The organism is Arthrobacter sp. MYb221, from assembly GCF_002979835.1.
Lineage (GTDB): Bacteria > Actinomycetota > Actinomycetes > Actinomycetales > Micrococcaceae > Glutamicibacter.
Genome location: NZ_PCPW01000001.1, coordinates 153,295 through 176,036, shown reverse-complemented (window position 1 = coordinate 176,036; position 22,742 = coordinate 153,295). Strand labels below are relative to the sequence as shown.

21 protein-coding genes are annotated in these 22,742 nt (G+C 57.2%); 7 read left to right on the top strand and 14 right to left on the bottom strand.

Annotated features, from left to right (window positions below):
• Nucleotides 1-447 precede the first annotated feature (447 nt).
• The 5 genes from CQ015_RS00845 to CQ015_RS00825 all read left to right on the top strand — a co-directional run bounded on the left by CQ015_RS00845 (nt 448) and on the right by CQ015_RS00825 (nt 5,416).
• Nucleotides 448-1,356 (top strand): YitT family protein, encoded by a 909-nt coding sequence (locus tag CQ015_RS00845; protein WP_219843893.1) that lies wholly within the window; start codon nt 448-450, stop codon nt 1,354-1,356.
• Between the two features lie 23 nt (nt 1,357-1,379).
• The gene (locus tag CQ015_RS00840; protein WP_146112399.1) at nt 1,380-2,564 is read left to right on the top strand and encodes a M23 family metallopeptidase; all 1,185 of its coding nucleotides are present in this window, start codon (nt 1,380-1,382) and stop codon (nt 2,562-2,564) included.
• A gap of 671 nt (nt 2,565-3,235) precedes the next feature.
• A complete protein-coding gene (locus CQ015_RS00835; protein WP_096284493.1) occupies nt 3,236-3,850 on the top strand; it encodes a hypothetical protein in 615 nt (204 codons plus the stop codon).
• A 423-nt stretch (nt 3,851-4,273) separates the two neighbouring features.
• Entirely contained in the window at nt 4,274-4,798 is a 525-nt protein-coding gene (locus CQ015_RS00830) for a hypothetical protein (protein WP_096284495.1), read from the top strand.
• Between the two features lie 54 nt (nt 4,799-4,852).
• Nucleotides 4,853-5,416: a phosphatase PAP2 family protein gene (locus CQ015_RS00825; RefSeq protein ID WP_141393495.1), complete on the top strand. Its 564-nt coding sequence runs from the start codon at nt 4,853-4,855 to the stop codon at nt 5,414-5,416.
• Here the strand turns inward: CQ015_RS00825 and CQ015_RS00820 are convergent.
• From CQ015_RS00820 to CQ015_RS00770, 11 genes are all read right to left on the bottom strand, one after another.
• The gene (locus CQ015_RS00820) at nt 5,393-5,722 is read right to left on the bottom strand and encodes a hypothetical protein (RefSeq protein ID WP_096284499.1); all 330 of its coding nucleotides are present in this window, start codon (nt 5,720-5,722) and stop codon (nt 5,393-5,395) included. The two genes, CQ015_RS00825 and CQ015_RS00820, sit on opposite strands and share 24 nt — an antisense overlap.
• Before the next feature lie 192 nt (nt 5,723-5,914).
• Nucleotides 5,915-6,514: a recombinase family protein gene (locus CQ015_RS00815; protein ID WP_096253684.1), complete on the bottom strand. Its 600-nt coding sequence runs from the start codon at nt 6,512-6,514 to the stop codon at nt 5,915-5,917.
• 789 nt (nt 6,515-7,303) lie between these two features.
• Nucleotides 7,304-7,780: a hypothetical protein gene (locus CQ015_RS00805; RefSeq protein ID WP_141393430.1), complete on the bottom strand. Its 477-nt coding sequence runs from the start codon at nt 7,778-7,780 to the stop codon at nt 7,304-7,306.
• Between the two features lie 203 nt (nt 7,781-7,983).
• Nucleotides 7,984-8,364 carry a hypothetical protein gene (locus CQ015_RS18630; RefSeq protein ID WP_141393431.1) on the bottom strand — a complete coding sequence of 127 codons (381 nt, stop codon included), beginning with the start codon at nt 8,362-8,364 and terminating at the stop codon, nt 7,984-7,986.
• A gap of 337 nt (nt 8,365-8,701) precedes the next feature.
• Nucleotides 8,702-11,716 (bottom strand): Tn3 family transposase, encoded by a 3,015-nt coding sequence (locus tag CQ015_RS00800; protein WP_105649257.1) that lies wholly within the window; start codon nt 11,714-11,716, stop codon nt 8,702-8,704.
• Nucleotides 11,717-11,924: 208 nt separating this feature from the next.
• Nucleotides 11,925-12,707: a GntR family transcriptional regulator gene (locus tag CQ015_RS00795; RefSeq protein WP_096284686.1), complete on the bottom strand. Its 783-nt coding sequence runs from the start codon at nt 12,705-12,707 to the stop codon at nt 11,925-11,927.
• 84 nt (nt 12,708-12,791) lie between these two features.
• Complete coding sequence (locus tag CQ015_RS00790) at nt 12,792-13,193, bottom strand: cytochrome c oxidase subunit 4 (protein WP_105552125.1); 402 nt, start codon at nt 13,191-13,193, stop codon at nt 12,792-12,794.
• Between the two features lie 2 nt (nt 13,194-13,195).
• Complete coding sequence (ctaD, locus tag CQ015_RS00785) at nt 13,196-14,914, bottom strand: cytochrome c oxidase subunit I (protein ID WP_096284690.1); 1,719 nt, start codon at nt 14,912-14,914, stop codon at nt 13,196-13,198.
• A 5-nt stretch (nt 14,915-14,919) separates the two neighbouring features.
• Nucleotides 14,920-15,810: a cytochrome c oxidase subunit II gene (gene coxB / locus CQ015_RS00780; protein WP_096284692.1), complete on the bottom strand. Its 891-nt coding sequence runs from the start codon at nt 15,808-15,810 to the stop codon at nt 14,920-14,922.
• A gap of 213 nt (nt 15,811-16,023) precedes the next feature.
• Entirely contained in the window at nt 16,024-16,398 is a 375-nt protein-coding gene (locus CQ015_RS00775; RefSeq protein WP_096284694.1) for an iron-sulfur cluster assembly accessory protein, read from the bottom strand.
• Between the two features lie 134 nt (nt 16,399-16,532).
• The gene (locus CQ015_RS00770; RefSeq protein ID WP_105552126.1) at nt 16,533-17,942 is read right to left on the bottom strand and encodes a dipeptidase; all 1,410 of its coding nucleotides are present in this window, start codon (nt 17,940-17,942) and stop codon (nt 16,533-16,535) included.
• Nucleotides 17,943-18,011: 69 nt separating this feature from the next.
• Here CQ015_RS00770 and CQ015_RS00765 point away from each other — a divergent pair, with 69 nt between their 5' ends.
• On the top strand, nt 18,012-18,605 hold the full coding sequence (locus CQ015_RS00765; protein ID WP_096284698.1) for a DUF3043 domain-containing protein: 594 nt from the start codon (nt 18,012-18,014) through the stop codon (nt 18,603-18,605).
• A 373-nt stretch (nt 18,606-18,978) separates the two neighbouring features.
• Here the strand turns inward: CQ015_RS00765 and CQ015_RS00760 are convergent, their stop codons facing one another.
• Nucleotides 18,979-20,043, bottom strand: a complete 1,065-nt coding sequence (locus tag CQ015_RS00760; protein WP_105552127.1) for a quinone-dependent dihydroorotate dehydrogenase — start codon at nt 20,041-20,043, stop codon at nt 18,979-18,981.
• A gap of 61 nt (nt 20,044-20,104) precedes the next feature.
• Between CQ015_RS00760 and CQ015_RS00755 the strand changes: the two genes are divergently transcribed.
• Nucleotides 20,105-21,142: an alpha/beta hydrolase gene (locus CQ015_RS00755; RefSeq protein WP_181148247.1), complete on the top strand. Its 1,038-nt coding sequence runs from the start codon at nt 20,105-20,107 to the stop codon at nt 21,140-21,142.
• Here CQ015_RS00755 and CQ015_RS00750 read toward each other — a convergent pair.
• Both CQ015_RS00750 and recO read right to left on the bottom strand, forming a co-directional pair.
• Entirely contained in the window at nt 21,139-21,945 is an 807-nt protein-coding gene (locus CQ015_RS00750; protein ID WP_105552129.1) for an isoprenyl transferase, read from the bottom strand. The two genes, CQ015_RS00755 and CQ015_RS00750, sit on opposite strands and share 4 nt — an antisense overlap.
• Nucleotides 21,942-22,691, bottom strand: a complete 750-nt coding sequence (gene recO, locus CQ015_RS00745; RefSeq protein WP_105649120.1) for a DNA repair protein RecO — start codon at nt 22,689-22,691, stop codon at nt 21,942-21,944. The genes CQ015_RS00750 and recO overlap by 4 nt, the downstream gene beginning before the upstream one ends.
• Between the last annotated feature and the right edge of the window lie 51 nt (nt 22,692-22,742).

Here is a 22,742-nt window from a genome sequence, read left to right as displayed (position 1 = left end):
ACGTGGCGGCGTTCCCAACTGATCATTGAGCACATCGGCTGTCGTGAAGCGTCTCGCCCAAGCATTGGACCGCTTCCCCAGGCCCGCAGTACTGGAACCACGCGCATACGAGGCAGCCAACCCGCTTAGTGGCCTGTGAGGCGCTCCGGAGCGCCGCCTGCGAGCACGTGCTGGTATGCGCGGATACTCGGCGGCGAGAGGGCCGCACAGACCCTCTGAACCCTGAAACCTGTCTATCCACGTATGGCCTAACGTTTTGTCATGCGAACCACTTGGGCATAACATCAGGTCAGCGATGGTTAGTCAGTCGGTGTAGTGAGTTCGGAATGATCAGATCTCCGCGATTTGGACTGCAACGCTCCTCGCTCACACTGATTCAGCCGACAAACCACGGTGGTTCAATTCTCAGCCCCGCTAGAGCAGTGTTTTTAATCGAAAGTAGTTTTTGTGAAGAAGAAAAGTGCAAGTGACAATCCTGCCACCCTTGTACGGATGAATGCATTTCAGCAGTTCTCAGCTGGCAGGAAGCTGCGCAGAATTCCGCAACTGCTCTTGGGGCTGGCCGGCTATGGCGCTTCAGTAATGCTCCTTGTGCAGTCCGGACTAGGCGCAGCAAGCTGGAATGTCTTAGCTGAAGGAGTAGCAAATACGTTCAGCATCTCGTTCGGGTGGGCAACCAATATCATTGCGGTACTGGTGTTGCTTGCTTGGATACCAATCAAGGAGCTTCCGGGGCTGGGAACTTTCCTGAACGTCTTCATCGTTGGATTCGCTGCCGACGCAATGGGTCTCGTACTTCCCGTTCCGGATAATCTCACCATGCAGATCGTCTACTTCGCGACCGGCATCATCCTCTACAGTTTCTTCGACGCCCTCTATCTTGGCGCGCAGTTTGGATCCGGCCCTCGAGACGGACTGATGACGGGCTTGATGCGCATTTCGGGTCAGCCGGTCTGGAAGGTCAGAACGGCTATCGAAATCACTGTTGCGGTTGCAGGGTGGTTCATGGGCGGCATGGTTGGCGTTGGCACCGTCGTGATTGCTCTCTGCGTCGGTCCGCTGATCGGCTTTTTCCTCCCACGCGTGACCGTCAGAATCCGCCCGGATCTCTCGCAGGCCGTGTGGTTCAAAGGACTGGCGCCTTACCTCTCAGAGAACGCGCGGAAGACTTTCCAACAGACCTCTAACATCAACATCACGGCAACGAAAGTGGCGAAGGTTCAAGAACCGGTTCAAGGTTCCTCGCCGGCCATCGCCACCGTGAGCGTGCAGACAAACGCTGACTCGTTGAAATTTCTGCTCAGCCGCGCAGACGGACAGTGGATTGTCGAGAAAATTACGAGCGATCCTTCGTGAAGCGCCCTGGAATCCTCGGTGTCTTGGGCTTGATTACTGTGCTGATCTTCGGGCTGGTCTTTGGCGGAATTATTATCCTCGGTGACAGCCCCCGCAGCGAGGCCGACATTGAAACTGACTGTTCACCAGAGGGGGCTGTGCCGAAAGAAGTCAACGTCAAAAACCTGCCCACCACCGACGTTGGATCCTACAACAAACAGCAACTGACCAACGCTGCGATCATCATCAACGAAGCAAAAACAGCGGGAGTCAAACAGCAAGGCGCGATCATTGGCCTGATGACCGCCATCCAAGAAAGCTCCCTGAAAATACTCGCCAACGACGGGTCCTGGGAGTACCAGGAAGGCTCCCGCATCATGACGAAACCCGAATGGGCACAGGCACGTCAAACTGTGGTGAAGTCCCTGGATCTTCCTCATGAAGGAGTCGGGCACGCGTGGGATGCGCTAAGTCTCATGCAGCAACGGCCGAGTGCAGGATGGGGCACCGTTGAGCAGATCATGGACCCTTCCTATGCAGCCGGCACGTTTTTCAGCCGTCTGAAGAAGGTGCCCGACTGGGAATCGCTGCCTTACGAGCTGGCCGCGGAAAAAGTCCAAGTGTCGGGACTGCCTGATAATTATGCGCGCCAGCGTGCCGACGCGGAACTGCTCTACGCCGCGCTGCAAGGTGCCACCGTGGAAGTCTCTGAAGACGACGAATCCTACGCGCAATGCAAGGACGGAGGCGACACCAGAAAACCAGACTCGGGCGACCCCTATGATGGGCCCACCAGCGATTCCGGATGGGTCTTCCCCGTGGAGAACATTTCAAGAATCCAATACAACTATGGTGAAAATCGGGGTCAATGGCCGCACGCAGGTGAAGACTTCAGCTCACCGAAAGACACGCCGATCTATGCTGCAGCCGATGGCCAGGTTATCCGGGCTAGCTGCTCCAACCTGGTGGTTGGCCGATCCCCATGCCAGATTCAGATCGACCACGGACAAATCGGTGGGCAACGGGTCAGCACACTCTACGTGCATATGTTCGAAAATGGTGTGCTCACCAACGTCGGAGACGAAATGGAAGCAGGGGAGCGCATTGGCAAAGTCGGAACCAATGGCAACTCCACCGGGTATCACCTCCACTTTGAGGTGTGGCTCGGCAAGAAAATTATAAATCCCGTGGCATTCCTTAAAGAACAAAGTGTGAAAATCCCTGCCTAAGGATTGACAGAAAGCATAGAAGGGTCAGTATCCAGGACTATTTTACTACTGATGACGCCAAGGTTGGAGATCGTGGCTTTGGTTTCCTATGGGTGGTCTAATAATTTCTCAAACCATGTACAGCATCTCGTTTTTATATACAACCCTTGATTTAAATGTTGTAGATGCTAGCGTGACTGCCAGGGAATCTTCAGAAAAAGGAAAGGGTATTCCCAAAACGACAAATTATCGAAGGTGGTCAAGGATGCATTGGGCACTCCCAAAAAGAGTTAGAACAGCACTAGTGGCTGCAGTTCTAACGGCATTAGTCGCCACGGTTCTGGTAGCAATTGCCACTGGATCCGCTCAGGGGCTCAATACACATACGCAAACGACACCCTGATATCGAAATTACAAACTCGAAGCAGTGGGTATAGAGCATCAATAAACGGTGCCGTAGTGAACTTGCAGCCTTTTAGCGCGGACGGAGCATCAGCTTCTGTGTCGCAAGAAACCTACCGACCTGCTCCATATGAGCTAATAAGTTTTACCACCGCAGCATCCATCAATCAGATCTTCACAAGAGCATATGACGTGCATCAGAGGTGCTTCTGGAATTTCCCTCACAGGCCCGGAGATATTGGGCAACTGAGGATAACTTGCAAAGTGAAGTACTAAGTTAGGAGAGAGCAATGCGAAGGATAGAAGCATTTTCTGCGTTGGGAGTCATGGCTCTAGCCCTTGTCGCAGTAGCAGCGCCAGTGTCAGCAGCGGACCAGTCGTACATGGCGGTCCAAGATCTAGTCCCAGCGTTGGCGGAGCCGCAGGCTGAATTAGACAGAGGTTTGCCCCTTGATGTGTTGGATGAGTTAGGAGGTTTGAATCCTGATTCGACACGGTTCCTCGGTGAAGACGATAAAGCGAGCTATTGGGTAGCGCAGGACGAACCATCCAATGTGTGTCTTGTGATCCACACCAGCTGGTCAACATCCTCTTCATGCGCGGATTTTCCGAGGTTCCATAGATCAGGCATAGGCATGGCAACTGGGCAATCGTATGAAGTTCCCGAGGACATCATTGAAGCGTACTTACTCCCATCGGATATTAGTCCTGAGCAAATTGCCGAGACCGGAGCCTATCGCGATGTGAAGTTGTCTAGTCAGGCGACCAAAAAACTAGAAAGTGACCTGCTTGTTGTCGATACAGCAGCAAGTGACAAATTGTCCGGCGAGACAATCGAACGTTCATCCGGTGAGAGTTTCCAGTTCACTCCACTCGAGTATGGTCCTAGCAGTGAGGGCAAATGATGCCGATCGAATTGTCAGCTAAGCGGTGGTTGGCCATAATTGTAGTCGCCATCATGGCCTTTGTGGCAGTGTCGATTTCTGTAACTTCCGCCCATGCGGCTTCTTTCCAATACGCAAAGAACATTAGTACACCAGAAAACGTTCGAAGGCATTCTGGTCCCAGGGCAGTGGTGTATGGCGGGAGTTCCACGGTTCAGCTAGGCATCGGAACGCACACGATCAAGACTTACTACTCCCATCCTGGCTATCGTGTAGTTAGCGCCAATACTTCCGAGGCAGGGCTGATAAACAACATCGTTCATGTTGCGAAAGAAAACGCGTCAAGTGAGTGCTACTGGTCATTTCATGGAATCGGTGGAGACGCGAAGCTTGATTGCTGGGTGAAATGAGATCAGGACGCCTAGGAATAAAGGGAGTGATCTGATGTTGATTAAAAATTACGCCAAGACTGTGAAATTTGTTGTTTCAGGTGTGGCGATAGCGTTGATTTATGTCCTCACTCTTGGGGTGTTGACCGCTCAAGCAATAGGGTTGCGCGGAGGGGCGGTTCTAAACCTAAATAATGAACTTGTAGGTGTGCAAGATCCAAGTGTTCCGTACTTACAGATAGTTGCTGTAATGGGGGTTGGGCTGCTTGCGGCTTATGCTGTTTGGTACGCGCCTCGGCGTCTGCCGACGAGCAATCAGCTTGCCTTGACCATAGGTTTCTTTTCCACAAGCGTGGCCCTTGTCGTGTACAGCTATGCGTTTATTGAACGAGGCAACCCGATGCAAAGCATAGCTACTGGAGAACTTGAGGGATGGGAAGGGTGGTTGCTAAAGGCCAGTAATGAGTCTTCCCTTCATCTTGTGCTGGCACTGGCTTTCTGCCTTGGCGTATATCAGGTGATTGGAACGTTGCGAGGAAGTGCGAGAAGCAGTAGTGAAAGTGGCACAGGGGGCTCCTAGCCCTCTCCCGTATGAGATTATCGTTCCGAGGGATCAGATTGCTAGGCTCAAGCGGTGGAAAAATACGCCAGATTCATCAGCAACATTGCTTCACCGCCTGCACTAGTCACTCTCGTACTCCTGAGCACTCCTCTAAGACATGCCCACGTCGCGTGGCCACCAACCTTGGTGGCCACGCTCTTCGTCGGACTGATTCCCTGGGCGGCGCTGATCTGGATGAGACTGCGCGGACAGGTCACCGACGTGCACGTCACCCAACGCCAGCAACGTTGGCCGATCCTGCTGATCACCCTGATATCAATCCTTGGCGGAATCGCCGTGCTGCTGGCGGTTTCGGCGCCAGGCCAGATCATTGCCGAAGTGCTTTTCATGCTTGCCGGATTGGTCATCGTCGGGATCGTGAACCTCGCTTGGAAGCTTTCCATCCACGCGGCGCTGGCCACCTTCGCAGCCCTGCACTGTCTGCTGGCCTTGCCTGCAGGAGCGCAGATCGCGGTAGTGATTATCGCTCTGGTGGGATGGGCGAGAATCCGCAGCGGCCATCACACTCCCACACAAGTCATGGCGGGAACTCTCATCGGCGTTCTGGTGAGTTTAGGAGACCTTTTGGTGGTGTAAACGAGGGGAGAAGGGGACTTTATGGCGGTGCAGCGTGGTGGAGATCCAACCCAATGTCACACCTGCCAACACGAACAGCATCGCCGGATAGACAATCAAATCAGTGAGCCAGTCCAGCTGCCGGTTCGATAGCTCCACCAAATGTCCCATAGGCGAGATCACGCCGAAGGCAAAGCCGATCGCCATCAGCTTTTTTGAGTAATAAGGAACCCGGTACACCGAGCCCACGGTTGCCTGCACAAGCGGTCTGACCAGCATTGCCGAGACCATCGCGGGATAAATGTAGAGGGACAGCTTATAGAGCACGACCTCAGACTCTTTTTCCCTGAAGTCGGGGTCTGAGGAAGATCGGTACGGAAATTCACGCTAACGACATCCCGGTGTCGATCCTGGCGTGGATAGGGCTCGCGAAAAAGCGAAATGCCCGACGCAAAGCTTTCGCAGTGTGGGGCAACGGATGAGAGCCGCACGTCATCTTTCGGTGGTGGCAGGAAGAGGTCACGGAGTGATTGTGCCGGTTTTCTTGCGTTGGTCGCGTTCAACGGCCCGGTAGATGGTGGATCGGCTGATGGAGAATAGTTCTGCCATTTCGGTCATGGTGTGTTTGCCGGCATCGTGCAGTTCGAGGAGGTGTGTTTCTTGTTTCACGGTGAGTTTTGGCTGTTTTCCCCGGAGTCGGCCGTTGGCCTTGGCAACCTTCATTCCTTCGCGGGTGCGCATGCTGATGAGGTCGGCTTCGAACTCAGCGATCATCGCCAGGACGTTGAACAGCAGTTTGCCCATTGGGTCGGTGGGGTCGTGGACGGAACCACCGATGCTGAGTCTAATTTCGCGTCTGGCGAGGTCGTCGGCTATCTCGTGGGCGTCTCGGACGGACCGGGCCAGGCGGTCGAGTTTGGTAACGACGAAGGTATCTCCGGCCCGGCAGGCGGCGAGGGCTTCGTGAAGTCCTGCGCGATTCTTGTTCCTGCCGGTAAAGCCATGATCAACATAGACGCGTTCGGGTTCAACGCCGAGGGATGCCAGGGCATCACGCTGGGCGGTGAGGTCTTGCTCCTCCGTGGACACGCGTGCGTAACCGACCATGATCTTAGACATGTAGATCAGTGTGTCACATAGGGATCCTTCACCGGACAGTTCACCGTACACCCTATACGGACACTTCATAGGTCACCATTAGCAAAGCAGCAGGTCAGCGGTTGGCGTGTCCGGTGGAGGACCGGCTTATGGGACATGTGAAAATATCAGCCCGGGCAGATCCTTTTGGGACGATCTTTCGATTTCGGAGGCAAGAGTGATCCTATTAAGTAACCAACCAGGTTAGCGGATGTCATATGTTTGTGTTTTGGAAATGCCATAAGGACTGGGAGGATTGGCTCATGGGAATTATTGCTGAGATCTTCCGAGTCGAGGATTGGCGGCGTACGCCGATTCAGGTTTGGGCTTCGTTTGTGGCTTGGGTCGTTGTTGCTATTTCTACGAATTTGATCCTGATCCTGGTCGAATGGCCAACCGCCCCGTGGCGATTGCTCATGGCGCTTTTGGCTGGAGTCTTGTCCTCAGGCCTAGTCCGGTGGTTAGTCAGTCGTAAGCAACCGGTCAGCGCAAATCCATTTGAATAGTGTTTACAGAATTGTTGGAAAGATCAGAGGCTTGTTCGCACCGGTGATTCAGTAATCGATTATGAGCGGGGATGACCCATTGAGCGTTCCTCTTGCGGACCTCCTTACGGTACGGTCCAAAATGTCAATCCGGACAGACCCCTAACGGGACGATGGCTCTGATTTTGTAGTCAAAAGAAGTGATTTACCTGATTACCCGAACGGTTCCGCAATCGACGATAAAACCACCGATATCAAGGCCTTGGCAGGCCGCCGGCCACGCTTCCTAACCTGCCTGAATTAGGTCTATAGCTTCCTGAGCGCTGTGGTCTGGCGAGAAGTCAATCTGTACCCGGCCATTATCTATTGCTTGCATTACCGTGACGACAGCTTGTACTTCTCCGCCGATCTTCAGGAGCAGACGTTCCGAACTTCCAGTTTGGGCGGCCTTTTCCGTGAGGGCACGGAAGACCTTTGTGCCATCTTTGGTGAACGTCACGTCCACGGTATTCGGACTCTGATCACCGGCGGCTGAAACGTTTTTGACTCCGACTCGTTCGAAATCAGAGGGGAGTACAACATTCTCGCCCTTGACCAAAACACACTTCGGGTCCGACCCCGCAACACACGTTTCTGATACTGCTGCTTCGACCGCCGCGCCGGTGTCCGAAGGTGTTTGGTTCCCATCAGCATTGGGAGAACACGCACTTAGCGCCAACATGGTTAATACAGCCAGAGCGAGCCGCGGTGTTAGAGGATTCATGACGAGCCTTTCTCGGAAACGTTAGATGAATGTCGAAACAACATCTTTATCCAACATTAGGAGAAAAGTCAGGCGTTCACCAGTGTCCAGTAGTCACGAACTCATATGGCGTCATTTGAATGCTAGCCAGTGGGTCCGTTTAGGGTTCGGCTCACGGGACAGCACTAACTGCCAAGTAGCGGGTGCAAACACGTTATTGCTGGTCACGCAAATGTGTCCAGCGCCTGCCGGTAACTGTCGCTGTTATTGCGCGTTGCGAAGTTCATAAGCAAGGTGTTCTCACCAAGTTTTTGCGTGAACTCACCCGTACAAGGAATAGTAATGATCTTGCGAAGGCCGGCGCGCCAAGCCGGGATTAGGTTTGGGAGATCGCGCCGTTCTGGACTTTCTTCGGCTCTCACCGGCGAGGTAGCAAGATAAGCGTTCCATCCCCGTTGAGACCATGTGCGGTAAGAGTCGTTGTCGAAGGCGCTGTCTCCGAATTCTTCGCGCCAGCCTGGTCTTTCGATACCTGTATGGATAGCAGCCTGCCATATGCGTGGCCAGGCAGATTCCCATTCGGCTTGAGTAGAGGTGCTGATCATGGCATCTCGTAGGGGTGTTGGGGTATCTGACAGTAGCGGTGGGAGATTGTCGCCATGAGGTGTCAGCTCGTAAGCTTCCCGTAACCAGAGCAACTCTAGGAGCAAGCTAGGTCGATCTTCGACAGTGATTATCATGTCGCGTGGCCACGGATTCTTATGTGTCGGTTTGCTCGAGCGCATGCGTCCCCCTGTTCTAGGTCTGTCTTATCCTCGTCGAGAATGGTTCCCAAAGCAACGGTTGGATCAAATGCAGATCGCCCCGATTCGAACCCGCGCTTGATGTCCCGTAGAGCGTTCCCCTCGCGGGCCGGTAGATGTCAGCGCTGTATTGCTTCGTTCAGGCTTCCCGGTCCTCGTCGGGGTTCCTGAAAGGTCGAAGTTGCGTGCCGGTGGAGTCCGCGGCGAAAGAGTAGCGACCCAGCATGTTGATGTGTTCCGAGACCAGCGGCGACAGTCGTTGTACGTCCTCGTCGGCAACGGGGACGCCGCGGTCGCGGAGTTCGGTGAGCGCGGCGTCCAGGTAGCGGGTGTTCCACAAGATGACCGCGTTCAGCACCAGACCGAGTGCGCCAAGTTGGTCTTCCTGGCCCTCCCGGTAGGACTGGCGTATCTGGCCTCTCCTGCCATGAAAGACGAGTCTGGCCAGCGCATGTCTGGATTCCTGCACAGTCAACTGGGTGTGGATTTGCCGACGATAACCCTCGTCGGCATCGATGAAGTCCAGCAGATGCTCGGTCTTGGCTATTCTGCCGTACTCCGCCAACGCCTTTCCGAGCAGAGTTGGTGTCCCACCGCCCTGGGTGACCCGCAGGATTTCCGAGGCGCGCACCGTCCCGGCGGTCAAGGACCCGGCAAGGCGAAGCATGTCCGGCCAGTTCGCCGTAATGAGCTCCATGTTGATTCGGTTGCGGCCGGCCACCGCGTTCAGCTTCCCATAGTCCGCCGTGGCGTCGACGCGCCAGAACCGTTGGTCCGGTAACCCTGCCAGGCGGGGTGAGAACCGGTATCCGAGCAGGGTGAAGAGCCCGAAAACCTGGTCCGAGTAGGAGGCCGTATCGGTGGCGACCATTTCGGGGCGTTGGCCGCCATCAAGATCGAGCAGCCCATCCAAAATATGCAGGGAATCGCGGACCGTTCCCGGGACCACGACGGCACCCAGCCCGGAGACCTGGTCGTTGAGATAGTTCAGCCAAGTCAATCCACGACCGTGGCCAAAGTACCGGGGATTTGCCCCGGAATTGACGGTGGCCACCGGCACCACGAACCGCATTCCGTCGACTGACGCCAACAAGCCTGTGCCCCAGCGTTGCGCGAGTCCCAGACCGGACTGGGCCTGGATTAGACGGGCGTTGGCCGCGCGAAGCGTATCGGCGCGTACATAGTTTTGATCTACGTGCGTCAGGCGTCCCCGAGTCAGTGCGGGGTGGCCTTCCTTGACCACCGGTGTCAGGCCGACGTTGCATGCCTCGGCAACCAGGATGGCGGCGACCGAAACGCTGAGCTGGCCCATCCTTGCGGAGGCCTCCGAGACGTGGCTGAATTCCGAGAGGAACCCCGTCCAGGAATGCACTTCCAGCAGCACATCGGGCAGGTCCACCCGCGGCAGCATCCCGGAGACCAAACTCCGCAACTGCGTCAGTGACTCCGGTATCGTCTTGGCCTCCAAAGGTGAGAGGTGGACTTTGCCGGAATCATCAATGCGTATCGCGGGATTGTCGGCCAGTTGCTCGGCCGCCGCAAGATAACGGGCATCAAGGCGGTGGCGAACATCGGCCAGGTGGTCCGCTGGCTCTTCCGGCAGCTGGAGCGCCCTCAAGGTCTCAGTCTTGGTTTTCTGCCACGCCGGATCGGTGAGCAACCGCGCCCGGGGATCTCCCCAGCGACGCCCACCCACCACGAAAATGTCCCTACGCCGCAGCGCCTTATGGACGGCCTCCATCACCGCCACCGTATAGGCCTTGCGGTCGATCTCCTCCGCAACCGTGACAAGACGCTGCCAAGCCGGCGAGAGCACGGACAGATCAACCTCGGCCGGGTCCTTTTTGCGGCCGTCCAGAACTTCCGGCAGCGCCGTCAGCGCCGCCAACGTTGGCGTCCCGCCCGCGGTGGCCCCGAAGGGTGCCGCCGCGGCCAACGCCGGCAGGAACGAGCGCACGGTGGCGAACCGGCGCATCATCTCGGTTGCAGTGTCCGCCCCGGTTCCGTCGGGATTCACCACTTCGTTCACCACCTCCAGCGCGGCGCGTATCTCGGGCAAGGAAACCTGATCGGCCAGCACCGAGGCGGCCTCTGCGCCGGAATACTCCGTGTTGTCCAACACCTCGACCAGTGTTTTCGCGGCCTTCGCCAATTGCAGTGAGGCCTTGGACAAGCGTGGCAGGGATTTCAACCGGGCGGCACTGGATTCCCTGGCTGCCTTGCGAAGAACGCGTTCGGTGACAATGGCGTCCAAGGCATCACACAAATCATCGGCAACTTCTGACGTCAAGGCGCGCACGGCACAGAGCAGTGTCGCACCCCGCCGCTGGTCTGATAGTTCTCGAAGCGATGAGGTCTTGCCCGCCAACCCGTAGCGGGCTAGGGCATTCATCCGACCCTCGGGGATCATCTCCACATCGATGGACCCGGCACCCAGTGCCCGCAAGCGACCCAGCCGCTCCAACTGCCGCAACAACTCTGGCACCGATACCCTCGAGGGCCCGGTCCGCAATCTTTCCCACGCGGTCAGCCGTGATCCCTCCCCAACGCGAAGCAGGCCTTCCAATTCCAGGATCAAGGCGGGGCCGGCCGCGTCAACCAGCATGGAATGGAGGCGGTCATTTGCTCCGGCACGGACCTCTATAACCAGTCGTGTCAACGTAGAGACGCCGGGGAGAAGGACCTTGCGTTCACGCAGCCAGAGCACCGTCCGTTCAAACAGACGCACCGGTCCCTCCGACGACGTCCAGGCCCGGGCCTCCAGGAACAGCCTCAGCTCCGCGTGGCTGGCCGAATCGGAGAAATCCGCATACCCGTACACGATGGAAATTTCCGCGGCATGCTCATACCCGGTCTGTCCCCGCTGCGCATACAGCTTGAGCACGGAAGCATCCGCAATATCCAACTGCCCGGCCAGGAATTCCACCACCGGCCACGGAACAGCCAATGGATCCGTCAGGAACCGTCCTGCCACCCGCACCGTGATCAGTTGGACAGCAAATCCCAGGCGATTGTGCATTCCCCGACGGCGACCAACTACCGACAGGTCTGCATCGTCCAACCAACAGAAACGTTCCAGGTCCTCCGCCGATACCTCGTCGGGGAATCCGCCGAACCCTGCTGCCTGCTCATCACTTAGAAAATCGACCGCCATGGAACCCATTCAACAGGCCTCAGACTCTTTAGCGTGAATTTCCGTACCGATCTTCCTCAGACCCCAATCTCGCAGAACAATAAAGCAGGAGCGAATGCATGATTTTTGATTCGGTAGTCAGCGCAGGAGAGCTACGGCGCTGAGGGCGGTCGGAAGCAATTAGGCAATGGTGGAACACTCGCCAGAGCCGCTGTACGCGATTCTAAGCCTAGAAATTCTCCGTATAGCGAGGTGTGCGCGTTCCGAGCCGTTGCAGCGGCACAAAGAGCTTGTACCGGTCTGAGCGATACAGCGAGACCGAATAGTCGGCAAGCCGCTCGCCAATGTAGGCATATCGGGTGATCTGCAGAAGTGGGAAGCCAGGTTCAACACCGAGCAGTAGCGCTTGCGCGCTGCTTGCGGCGGTGCTTTCAACCTGGTCTTCGCCCCACTCCAGCAAGATCCCGTAGCGCTCGTGGAGCGCCTGATAGAGCTTGGATGGCGGCGGTCCGTCGGTGAAGCCTGGCACCAGGTCCGCGGGCATGTAGTTCTCATCCAGGCTCATGGGGGTGCCGTCCGCAAGCAGCAGACGCTTGAAGCGGATCACCGCCGTGCCCTCGTCAACCATGAGCTGCGCGCTGAGGTAGGCCGAGGCCTTGAGTTCGTCGAACTCCAGCACGCGTGCGTCGGGCACCATGCCGCGGCGCATCATATCTTCGGAGTACGAGTGCAGCCGTACGCGGAGATCCATTTTTTCCGGGACCACGAAGGTGCCGATGCCGACCACGCGTTTGAGTACCTGCTCATCGACCAAGGCATCAATTGCCTGGCGGATGGTCTTTCGCGCCACGCCAAAGTGAGCGGCCAGCTCACGCTCAGGTGGAAGCTTATAACCTGGCTTGCAGGCCTCCCGGGCATGCGTCTTCAGAATGTCACGGATCTGGCGATACTTGCTCGTCTTGCTCTGTGCATCGAGTGTGGCGGTAACGGCTGGCGTCGGCGAGTAACGCACGAGGATCTCCTTTGACAAGGCGGTGCTGCTTAAAATACTAACGGGGTGACAAGTAAAAACTTGTCACCCCGTTAAGAGAACTACTTAGTGGGCGTGATCGCCGCGGCTGTATTCGTAAACCCAGCCAACAAGTGCGACTACCGATAGGCCTGCTCCAATGTAGAAGACCCACCACCCAACGGCCAAGCCGAGGAAGCCAATTGCTGCGGCACCGGCAAGTACCAGTGGCCACCAGCTCCATGGCGAGAACAGACCGAGGTCTCCGGCGTTCTCGTGGATTTCGCCATCAATGCGGTCCTCTGGACGAGCACCAACACGCTTGGCGGTGAAGAACAGGTAACCGCCGACCATGGCCGACAAACCGGTGAGCATGAGCAGAGCCAGCAGGCCTACCCATTCGTTCCAGTTGGTCATGTAGCCATAGACAATTGCCACTGGGGTGAAGAAGAAGATTCCACCCAGGAAAAGCCAGGATTCAACTTTCATCTTTACAGGTCCTTCTGGTCAGCCGGTCCGAAGATCTTTGCGGCACCAGCAGTAGGAGTGGAACGACCACTCAGTTCTGGGTGGTGCAGATCCAGCGCAGGGCGCTCGGAGCGGATTCGTGGGATCGAGTGGAAGTTGTGACGTGGTGGAGGGCAAGAGGTTGCCCACTCCAGCGATGCGCCGAAGCCCCATGGATCGTCAACTTCAACCTTCTTGCCATTGCGGTGAGTGACCCACACATTCCAGAAGAACGGAATCATCGACATGCCCAGGATGAAGGCGAACACGGTCGAAACCTGGTTCATGGCGGTGAAGCCATCTTCTGGCATGTAGTCAGCGTAACGACGTGGCATACCCATAACGCCCAGCCAGTGCTGGATCAGGAAGGTGCCGTGGAAGCCGATGAACAGCAGCCAGAAGTGGATCTTGCCAAGGCGCTCGTTGAGCATCTTGCCGGTCCACTTTGGCCACCAGAAGTAGAAGCCGGCGAACATTGCGAACACCACGGTGCCGAAGACCACGTAGTGGAAGTGTGCCACCACGAAGTAGGTATCCGAAACGTGGAAGTCCAGCGATGGAGCGGAAAGGATGATACCGGTCAGTCCACCGAACAAGAAGGTGATCAGGAAGCCGATGCTCCACAGCATTGGAGTTTCGAAGGTAATCGAACCTCGCCACAGGGTGCCGATCCAGTTGAAGAACTTCACGCCGGTCGGCACCGCGATCAGCATCGTCATGAAGCCGAAGAACGGCAGCATCACGGAACCGGTCACGTACATGTGGTGAGCCCAAACGGAGACCGAAAGAGCTGCAATGGAGATGGTCGCGAAAACCAGGCCCTTGTAGCCGAAGATCGGCTTGCGGCTGAAGACCGGGAAGATCTCCGAAACGATACCGAAGAACGGCAACGCAATAATGTAAACCTCTGGGTGACCGAAGAACCAGAACAGGTGCTGCCAGAGAACGGCTCCACCATTATCCGGGTCGAAGATATGTGCCCCGAAGCGGCGATCTGCACCCAAGGCGAACAGCGCAGCTGCCAGCGGTGGGAAGGCCATCAGGACCAAGATCGAGGTGATCAAGGTATTCCACGCGAAGATCGACATGCGCCACATGGTCATGCCAGGAGCACGCAAGCAGATGATGGTGGTGATGAAGTTGACGGCGCCAAGGATGGTACCGAAGCCCGACAGTGCAAGGCCGAAGACCCAAAGGTCTCCACCGATGCCTGGCGAGAAGGTGGTGTTCGACAATGGTGCGTAAGCGAACCAACCGAAGCTAGCGGCACCCTGAGGGGTGAGGTAGCCAGCCAGGGCGATAGTCGAGCCCAAGGAGAAGAACCAGAAGGCCAATGCGTTCAGACGTGGGAAGGCCACATCCGGGGAACCGATCTGCAGTGGCATCATCACGTTGGCAAAACCTGCGAAGAGCGGGGTTGCGAACATCAGAAGCATGACGGTGCCGTGCATGGTGAACAGCTGGTTGTACTGTTCCTTGGTCTGCAGGATCTGCATACCTGGCTCGAACAGTTCCGCACGAATCAGCAGCGCCATGACGCCACCGATGCAGAACATGATGAACGAGGTGATCAGGTACATGTACCCGATCTTCTTGTGGTCGGTCGAAGTAATGTAGTCGACAAAGAGTCGACCCTTTGACTTCGGCACGACGGATGGGGCAATCGACTTGACGTCGTCGGTAGCATACTCAAACGTAGTCATAGCGATTACTCTCCTTCCTCTGCGTGACCGTGCTCCACAACGATGGAGTTGACCTTGTTAGGCTGACGGTCGTATTCCTCACCAATGTGGCCATCTTCCAGCTTGGCAAGTTCAGCCTTGAACTCTGCGTCGCTAACGACCGCAACGTTGAAGAGCATCTCCGAGTGGTACTCGCCGCAAAGCTCGGCGCACTTGCCATCGAAGTTACCCTCAACCTGTGGGGTCAGGTAGATGTAGTTGGTCTTGCCTGGAATCATGTCCAGCTTCTGAAGGAATGCTGGAACCCAGAACGAGTGGATAACATCGCGGCTGTTAAGCTCGAGCGTTACCGACTTACCTGCAGGCAGGTACAAGGTAGGCAGTGATTCCTTCACGCCAGCCGAGCCGTCCTTGTTCAGGTGAGCCTGTTCGCCAGCGAAGTACTTCTCCTGGCCCTGGTAGCTGTAGTTGAAGTCCCACGACCACTGCTTCGCGCGGACGTCTACGACGACCTCGGAATCCACAGGTGCGTTGATTGACTTCTCAACAGTGTTATTGAAGCTAAAGAAGACCAAAACAAGGACCAAAGGAATGGCCGTGTAGAAGATCTCCAATGGCAGGTTGTAGCTCAGCTGACGTGGGTAACCAGTATCGGTCTTACGGCGACGGTAAGCCACGACGCACCAAAGCATCAGACCCCAGGTCAGAATTCCGATAATGATCACGGCGATCCAAGAGTGAACCCATAGATCCTGGATTGCTCCAGTGTGGTTCGTGGTATCGCGCTCCACATTTGGGAGCCAACCGCGTTTAGCCTCCGCTGTACATCCCGTCAGCAGCAATGCGCCGGCGCCAACCAAGGCAATAACTTTTGCCTTGGCGGATCCGAGACTGCCGGTTCGGTGTTGCGAACTCACAGACGGCCCTTCCTCTTTGTTGGTGCAGAATGTGGTCTTCATAAGTCACCTCGCGGCTAAACGAGTTGCACGGTGAGGTGGCTCACGAAGGGAAACATAGTTTTACTACTTAATGTAGAGCTTACCCTCTTCGACCCCAGAATACCGAAAAACGCCGCCGTTCTAACGAGAAATTTCTTCAACGTTTGAACGGCGGCGTTAGTTCCCTAAGGCCTAGTGGAAGGAATCTCCACAGGCGCAGGAGCCGGAGGCTGCAGGGTTATCAATGGTGAAGCCCTGCTTTGAAATTGTGTCTTCGAAATCGATCGAAGCGCCGGAGAGATACGGCACGCTCATCTTGTCGACGATGACCTCTACGCCGTCGAAGTCACGCAGTGCGTCACCTTCGAGCATGCGCTCGTCAAAGTAGAGCTGGTAAATCAGGCCCGAGCAGCCGCCAGGCTGAACGGCGATACGCAAACGAAGGTCGTCACGGCCTTCCTGCTCCAGAAGTGAACGCACCTTCTGCGCAGCCACGTCGGAAATTTCTACCTCGTGGGTTGGTAGCTCGGTTGAGTCACCCTTGGTCTGGTCAACTGCTGCAGTCATGATTTTCCTCCCATACTGCTTGGTGTGACACCGTCGGCCCGAATATCTTCAGGTTATATGGCGCCTTTTCTTGATTCAATACTACGTCGCGGTCGCTGAAAATGCTCTCAGAACTTCTCCTTGTATGACGCGGTTCACAGGCCTTCGGAATTAATCCGCGCCAACAGCAGGGCTTCTGCGACAATCGCCTTCTGGAAGTCCCCAATGTGAAGCGACTCATTAGCCGAGTGCGCCCGCGAGTCGGGGTCTTCCACGCCGGTCACCAGGATCTGGGCCTGCGGGAATACGTCGAGCAGATCTGCAATGAACGGAATCGATCCACCCAGGCCCATGCTGACCGGCTCAACTCCCCACGACTGCTCCAGGGCCCAGCGTGCGGTGCCATTAGCCGAAGCTTCAAGATCCGCCTGATAGGCGCTACCTGCTTCGGTAGCCACAAACTGCACCTCGGCACCACGCAGGTCCACGGAGTTCACATGAGCTTCCAGCGAGGCCAAGGCCTGGCTTGGTTCCTGTCCTGGAGCCAAACGCATCGATACCTTGAAGCGCGTTTGCGGGATCAGGGTATTGGACGAGCGATCAACACTGGGCATATCCATTCCAATGACACTGAGCGCTGGTTTATTCCACAAGCGGTCCGTGATCTTGCCCGTGCCTGCCAGTTGAACGGATTCAAGCACCGAGCTGTCGCGGCGGAACTCGGACTCATCGAAGTCAACCTCGGCGATATCGTTCGCCACCAAACCGGGCACGGCAACCGAACCATTTTCATCATGGAATGACGCAATGAGTTTCGCTGCAAGAACCGGTGCGTCGAGCACCGGGCCGCCAAACATGCCCGAGTGAACTGCGTGCCCCAGCGAGCGCACGGTGATTTCCGCGGCCGCCATGCCGCGCAGCGAGCTGGTCAGGGCGGGAGTTCCCACGGCCCAGTTAGAGGAGTCGGCCACTACGATAACGTCGGCCGCGAGCTTGTCCTGATGCGCCTCCAGGAAGTTCCTGAAGGATGGCGAACCAGCCTCTTCTTCACCCTCGAAGAAGTAGGTGACGCCGACACCAAAATCCGCCACGGAATCCAGCACCGCGCACAGGGAAGCAATGTGCACCATGATGCCCGCTTTATCGTCCGCGGCACCGCGGCCATAGAGCCGCTCCCCCACCTTCGTGGCTTCAAAGGCCGGAGTGTTCCAGTCTTCTTCGTTGCCAGGAGGCTGGACATCGTGATGCGCGTAGAGCAGGACGGTTGGCTTGCCAGGCTGGGCCATGCGGCGAGCCACCACCGCCGGTGCGCCCATGACGCCATCCTCGGCTGGCTCGCGCAGAATCTCAACGCTCTCCATGCCAGCGTCACGCGCCAGCGCGGCCACGGCCTGAGCGCTTTCTTCCAGATTGGCCGGATCGAAGGATTCCCAAGCGACGCCAGGGATGGCTACCAGCGAACCGAGCTCTTTGAGGATCTTCTCAAAGTTCTTCTCGATATGACTTTTCAGGGCAGTGACATCGACGCCATGGTTCGAGGCGACGACTGAAGAATTATTTGTCATGACTTCAGCCTAGCAATGACCTAGGTTGCTAATGTCACTGTGCCGCAAACAACCCGGTAGGATAGGGGCGTGTTTGGACGTAAAAAAGATGACTCTCAATCCCCCGCAAATGAGGAGCCGACTGCACTGGCTCCCGAATCAACTGACGGCCGCAAGACTGGCCCGACCCCTAAGCGCAGCGCGCAGCAAGCCAGCCGCCAGCGCCCACTAGTGCCTACCGATCGCAAGGCAGCCAAGGAAGCCGATCGTCAACGACGCATCGAAGCCCAGAACCGCTTGCGCATCGCCAATGAGACCGGTGACGAACGCTACCTGATGCCTCGCGACAAGGGTCCGCAGAAGCGCTATGCCCGTAACTTCATCGACTCGCGCTGGATGTTCAGCGAATTCATGATGTTCGTAATCTTCGCATTCCTGATCTTGTCGTTGACGTTCAATCAGAACCTCTCGGTACAGATGTACGTGCAGGGTGCCCTGTGGGTTGTCATCGCCCTGGTGATCATCGAATTGATCGTCACTACGGTGCTGCTCAAGCGCCGCTTGGTCGCTAAATTCGGCTCCATGGATCGTGGAATCCGCATGTACGCGGCGATGCGCGGCATGCAGTTCCGCAAGCTGCGCCTGCCGAAGCCGCAGATTAAGCGCGGCGCCGACATCGACTAGTTTCATTGTCCAAATCTTCTAGGGCGGATTCCTTATGGAATCCGCCCTTCTTTTATGTCGTTCAGCCCCGCATAAAGCGAGGCCATTCACAACGTAGAAACCTTGTGAATCGCTTTACAAGGTTATAAAACTCAAAAGCCTGTGCCGCCACTGCTGCATCACATTTGCCCTTGTAAACGGGTTTACCAGCTCTTTGCGAGTATCCACAAGGTTTGGATTTGGTAACAGATGGTGCCGATGAGCACGGCCGCATTGGGCTGGCCAGCTTCTCCCCCAGCGTTGGGCGGTTTTTCACGCGGGAAATGGCACCCAGAGACAGCGAAGCTCCCGAAACGGTATTTCGGGAGCTTCAGACCGATCCTTCGACAGCAGATTACCGGCGGCTAGCTAGTTCCTTGTTGATGGCGCGTGCCCAGAACGGACCCTCATAGAGGAACGCGGTGTACCCCTGAACGAGATCGGCGCCCGCAGCGAGCCGTGTCTCGACGTCGGCGACGTTCTCCACGCCGCCGACGGAAATGATGGCCATCTTCGAGGGGACCAATTCACGTAGCTGGCGAAGCACTTCCAGCGAGCGTTCTTTCAACGGAGCACCGGACAAACCGCCGGCGCCGATTTCTTCGACCTTGGCGGCATCGCTGGACAAGTCTTCGCGTCCAATCGTCGTATTGGTGGCGATAATCCCATCCAGGCCTAGCTCGGTAGCCAACGTCGCGACATCGGCGAGATCTTCATCGCTCAAATCCGGTGCGATCTTCACCAATAGCGGGATGTGGCGGCCGGAGACCTGATCGGCCAACTGCCCGACTTCGCTGAGCAGCGGTCGCAGCGACTCAACGCTTTGCAACAGGCGCAGGCCCGGAGTGTTCGGGCTGGAAACATTGACCACCAAATAATCCGCATGGTTGGCCAGCTGACGCGTGGACTGCAGGTAATCGCCCACCGCATCGTCTAGTTCGACCAACTTGGTCTTGCCAATGTTCACTCCGATGACCGGGCGGGTGCCGGCATAGTCGGACTTGAGCCGCTGGCGTGCGGTGGCGACGCGGGCGGCGACGACCTCGGCTCCTTCATTGTTGAAGCCCATGCGGTTGATCACCGCACGGTCATCAACAAGACGGAAAAGCCGTGGCAAGGGGTTGCCCGGCTGCGCCTGACCGGTCACGGTACCGATTTCGACATGGCCGAAACCGATGTCGCTCAACGCCAAAATACCGGTGGCCCCCTTATCAAACCCGGCTGCCAGGCCGAATGGTGATGGAAAATCTATCCCCATCACGGTTCGCTGGAGTTTCGGATCGGGGGCAAAAAACTTTCGGGCTGCCTTGGTCAATCCCACACGTTGCATGAGCTTGATGGCGTCAAAGGCGAAGTAATGGGCCTTTTCAGGATCCATCTTGGTGAAAACATGCTTGAAGACCAGGGGATAAATGCGCATGGTTACTAGTTTCTCGTGAAGTTCCCGATTCCGACAACTTGCGGTCGGTATGCTTCAACATATGAAGGTCTCATCGAATTTACCTAGCGGGCAGTGGCCGGACTTCACCACCACGACCAACCCAGGGCAATGGGTGGCAGATCCGCTAGGCGAAGGCTTCGAATATACGACCTTGGACTTCGGTACCGATTCCGAGGGGCCGGCAGTGGGCACGCTCGTGCGCTACAAGCCCGCCGGTTGGCGCAACCGCCTACTGAGAAAGTTCAACGGGGTGGTGCTCAGCGTCCACGGGTGGAGCGACTACTTCTTCAACCGCGAACTTGCCGAATTCTGGCATCAGCGTGGATACCATTTCTACGCTTTGGATCTGCGGCGCTACGGGCGCAGTCTTCGGGCAGAACACGAAATTCCAGGCTACGTCGATGACCTCGCGGTATATGACCAGGAACTAGAAGCCGCCATGGACCTGCTCGGCACGGCCCATCCCGACCTGCCGATCATCGGGCAGGGGCACTCGCAAGGCGGACTGATCCTTAGCCTGTGGGTGGCACGCACCGGCCCGCGCATCCAGGCCCTGGTGCTCAATGCGCCGTGGCTCGAATTTCAAGGCACCGCATTTTTGCGCGTTCCGATGCATGGAATTCTCGAAGCGATCGGCCGCACCAATGGCCGGCGTAAATTGGCACTGCCGGAATTTGACCACTATTGGAATTCTTTGAGCGATCAAGGCGTCGGGGAATGGGACATCCATCGGCTATGGCGGCCGCGGCTGGCATTCCAGCCGACTACCGCTTGGATGAAAACCATTCTCGACGGACACGCCACCGTCGCCAAGGGACTGAACCTGACGCAACCTATTTTTGTGATCAGTTCTGACGCTTCGCATTTCAGCACCAGCTATTCGCCGGCAATGCAGAGCACCGACTCGGTGATTGACATACACCAGATCCGATTGCGTGCCTTGAAGTTGGGAAGTTTCGTGACGCTCGCGCAAATCCACGGGGCCATGCATGACGTCTTCACCTCAGCAGAACCTGCCAGGGCCGCCGCCTACCGGGATCTGGCGCTGTGGCTTCGGCTCCTCGACCGGCCGCGCTAATTCTTCGGCTTATCCACTGCCCCGCCGTAACGTCGATCGCGTTGCGCAAATTGCTCGACGGCGGTGAATAACGTCCTGCGGTCCACATCTGGCCAAAGCTGATCGAGGAAGACCATTTCCGCGTAGGCCGACTGCCACAACAGGAAGTTGCTGGTGCGCTGCTCGCCGCTGGTACGCAGGAAAAGATCAACGTCCGGAAGCTCTGGGGCGTAGAGGTATTTGCCGAGAGTTTTCTCCCCCACCGCCGAGGCCTTCAGCTTCCCGGCTGCGACGTCCTTGGCAATCGCGGACAGCGCGTCGCCAATTTCGGCGCGGCCGCCGTAGTTCACGCACATGGTCAGCTGGCAACCGAGATTAGCTTCGGTTAGCTCCTCGGCCGCACGAAGCTCGTTGACCACAGACTTCCACAGGCGCGGTTCACGTCCGGACCAGCGGATCCGCACACCCCAAGAATTCAAGGTATCGCGCTGGCGGCGCAGCACATCGCGGGAGAACCCCATGAGGAAGCGCACCTCTTCCGGGCTGCGTTTCCAGTTTTCCGTGGAGAACGCGTAGACGGAGACGTGCTTGATGCCCAGCTGCACGGCGCCGGCCATGACATCGAGCAACGCGGCCTCCCCGGCCCGGTGCCCTTCGGTACGCGGCAGGCCGCGCTGGTTCGCCCAGCGCCCGTTGCCGTCCATGACGATCGCGATATGCTCGGGGATCAGCGCCGCCGGAATGCTGGGCATCACCGGGTTATCCGGGTGCGGGTATGGCGTGACCGGACCTGGACGGCCGGTGATGGGGCGAAGCTTGCTCATGTTCTCTCCACGTGTCTTAATGACTTCACGGCACGTTCCAGGTGCCATTGCAGGTAACTGGCAACGATGTCCGCTGCCTGCTTTTTCGCTCGAGGTCCCCCCTGGGCGACCGTGTCCCAGTCGCCGGTCAGCAGGGCTTGCAGGTACCCGATGGTGATCGGATGCGGGGCGAGCGATCCCGCTGGCCGGCAGGCGGGGCAAACCACCCCGCCCAGGTGCACATTCAGTGCCTCATGCGGCCCCGCTGCACCGCAGCGCACGCAATCGGTGAACGAGGGGGCCCAGCCGGCAATGGACAGAGCGCGAAGAATATAGGAATCCAGCACGGCTCCGTCATCAACCCGATGCTTGGAGAGCAACGCGATCGCACCATGCAATAACAGATACTGCTTATTGGTCGAATCGGCATCTGCTTCAAGCAGCTTCTCGGCAATTTCAACCATGGCGGTGGCTACCGTGTAGCTCGCATAGTCGGTGACCAGCTGCTGGCCGTAGGGGGTGCGCAGCTGTGCCTGGGAGACGACGTCGAGATTTCGTCCCATCACGATCAGCGCATCAACCTCCATAAACGGCTCGAGCGTGGCGCCGAGGCGCGAAGAGGTGCGCCGTACGCCTTTGGCGACGGCGCGGGCCAAGCCCGTGGGGGTGATCAGCGTAATGATGCGGTCCGCTTCGCCAAGTTTATGGGTGCGCAACACCAGACCGCGGGTGCGGTAGCTGCGCGAGGCGAATCCGGAACGTGACACATCCCCAATTCTCCCACCTCAACCGCGCAAGACTAAAAACGCCACGGGGCG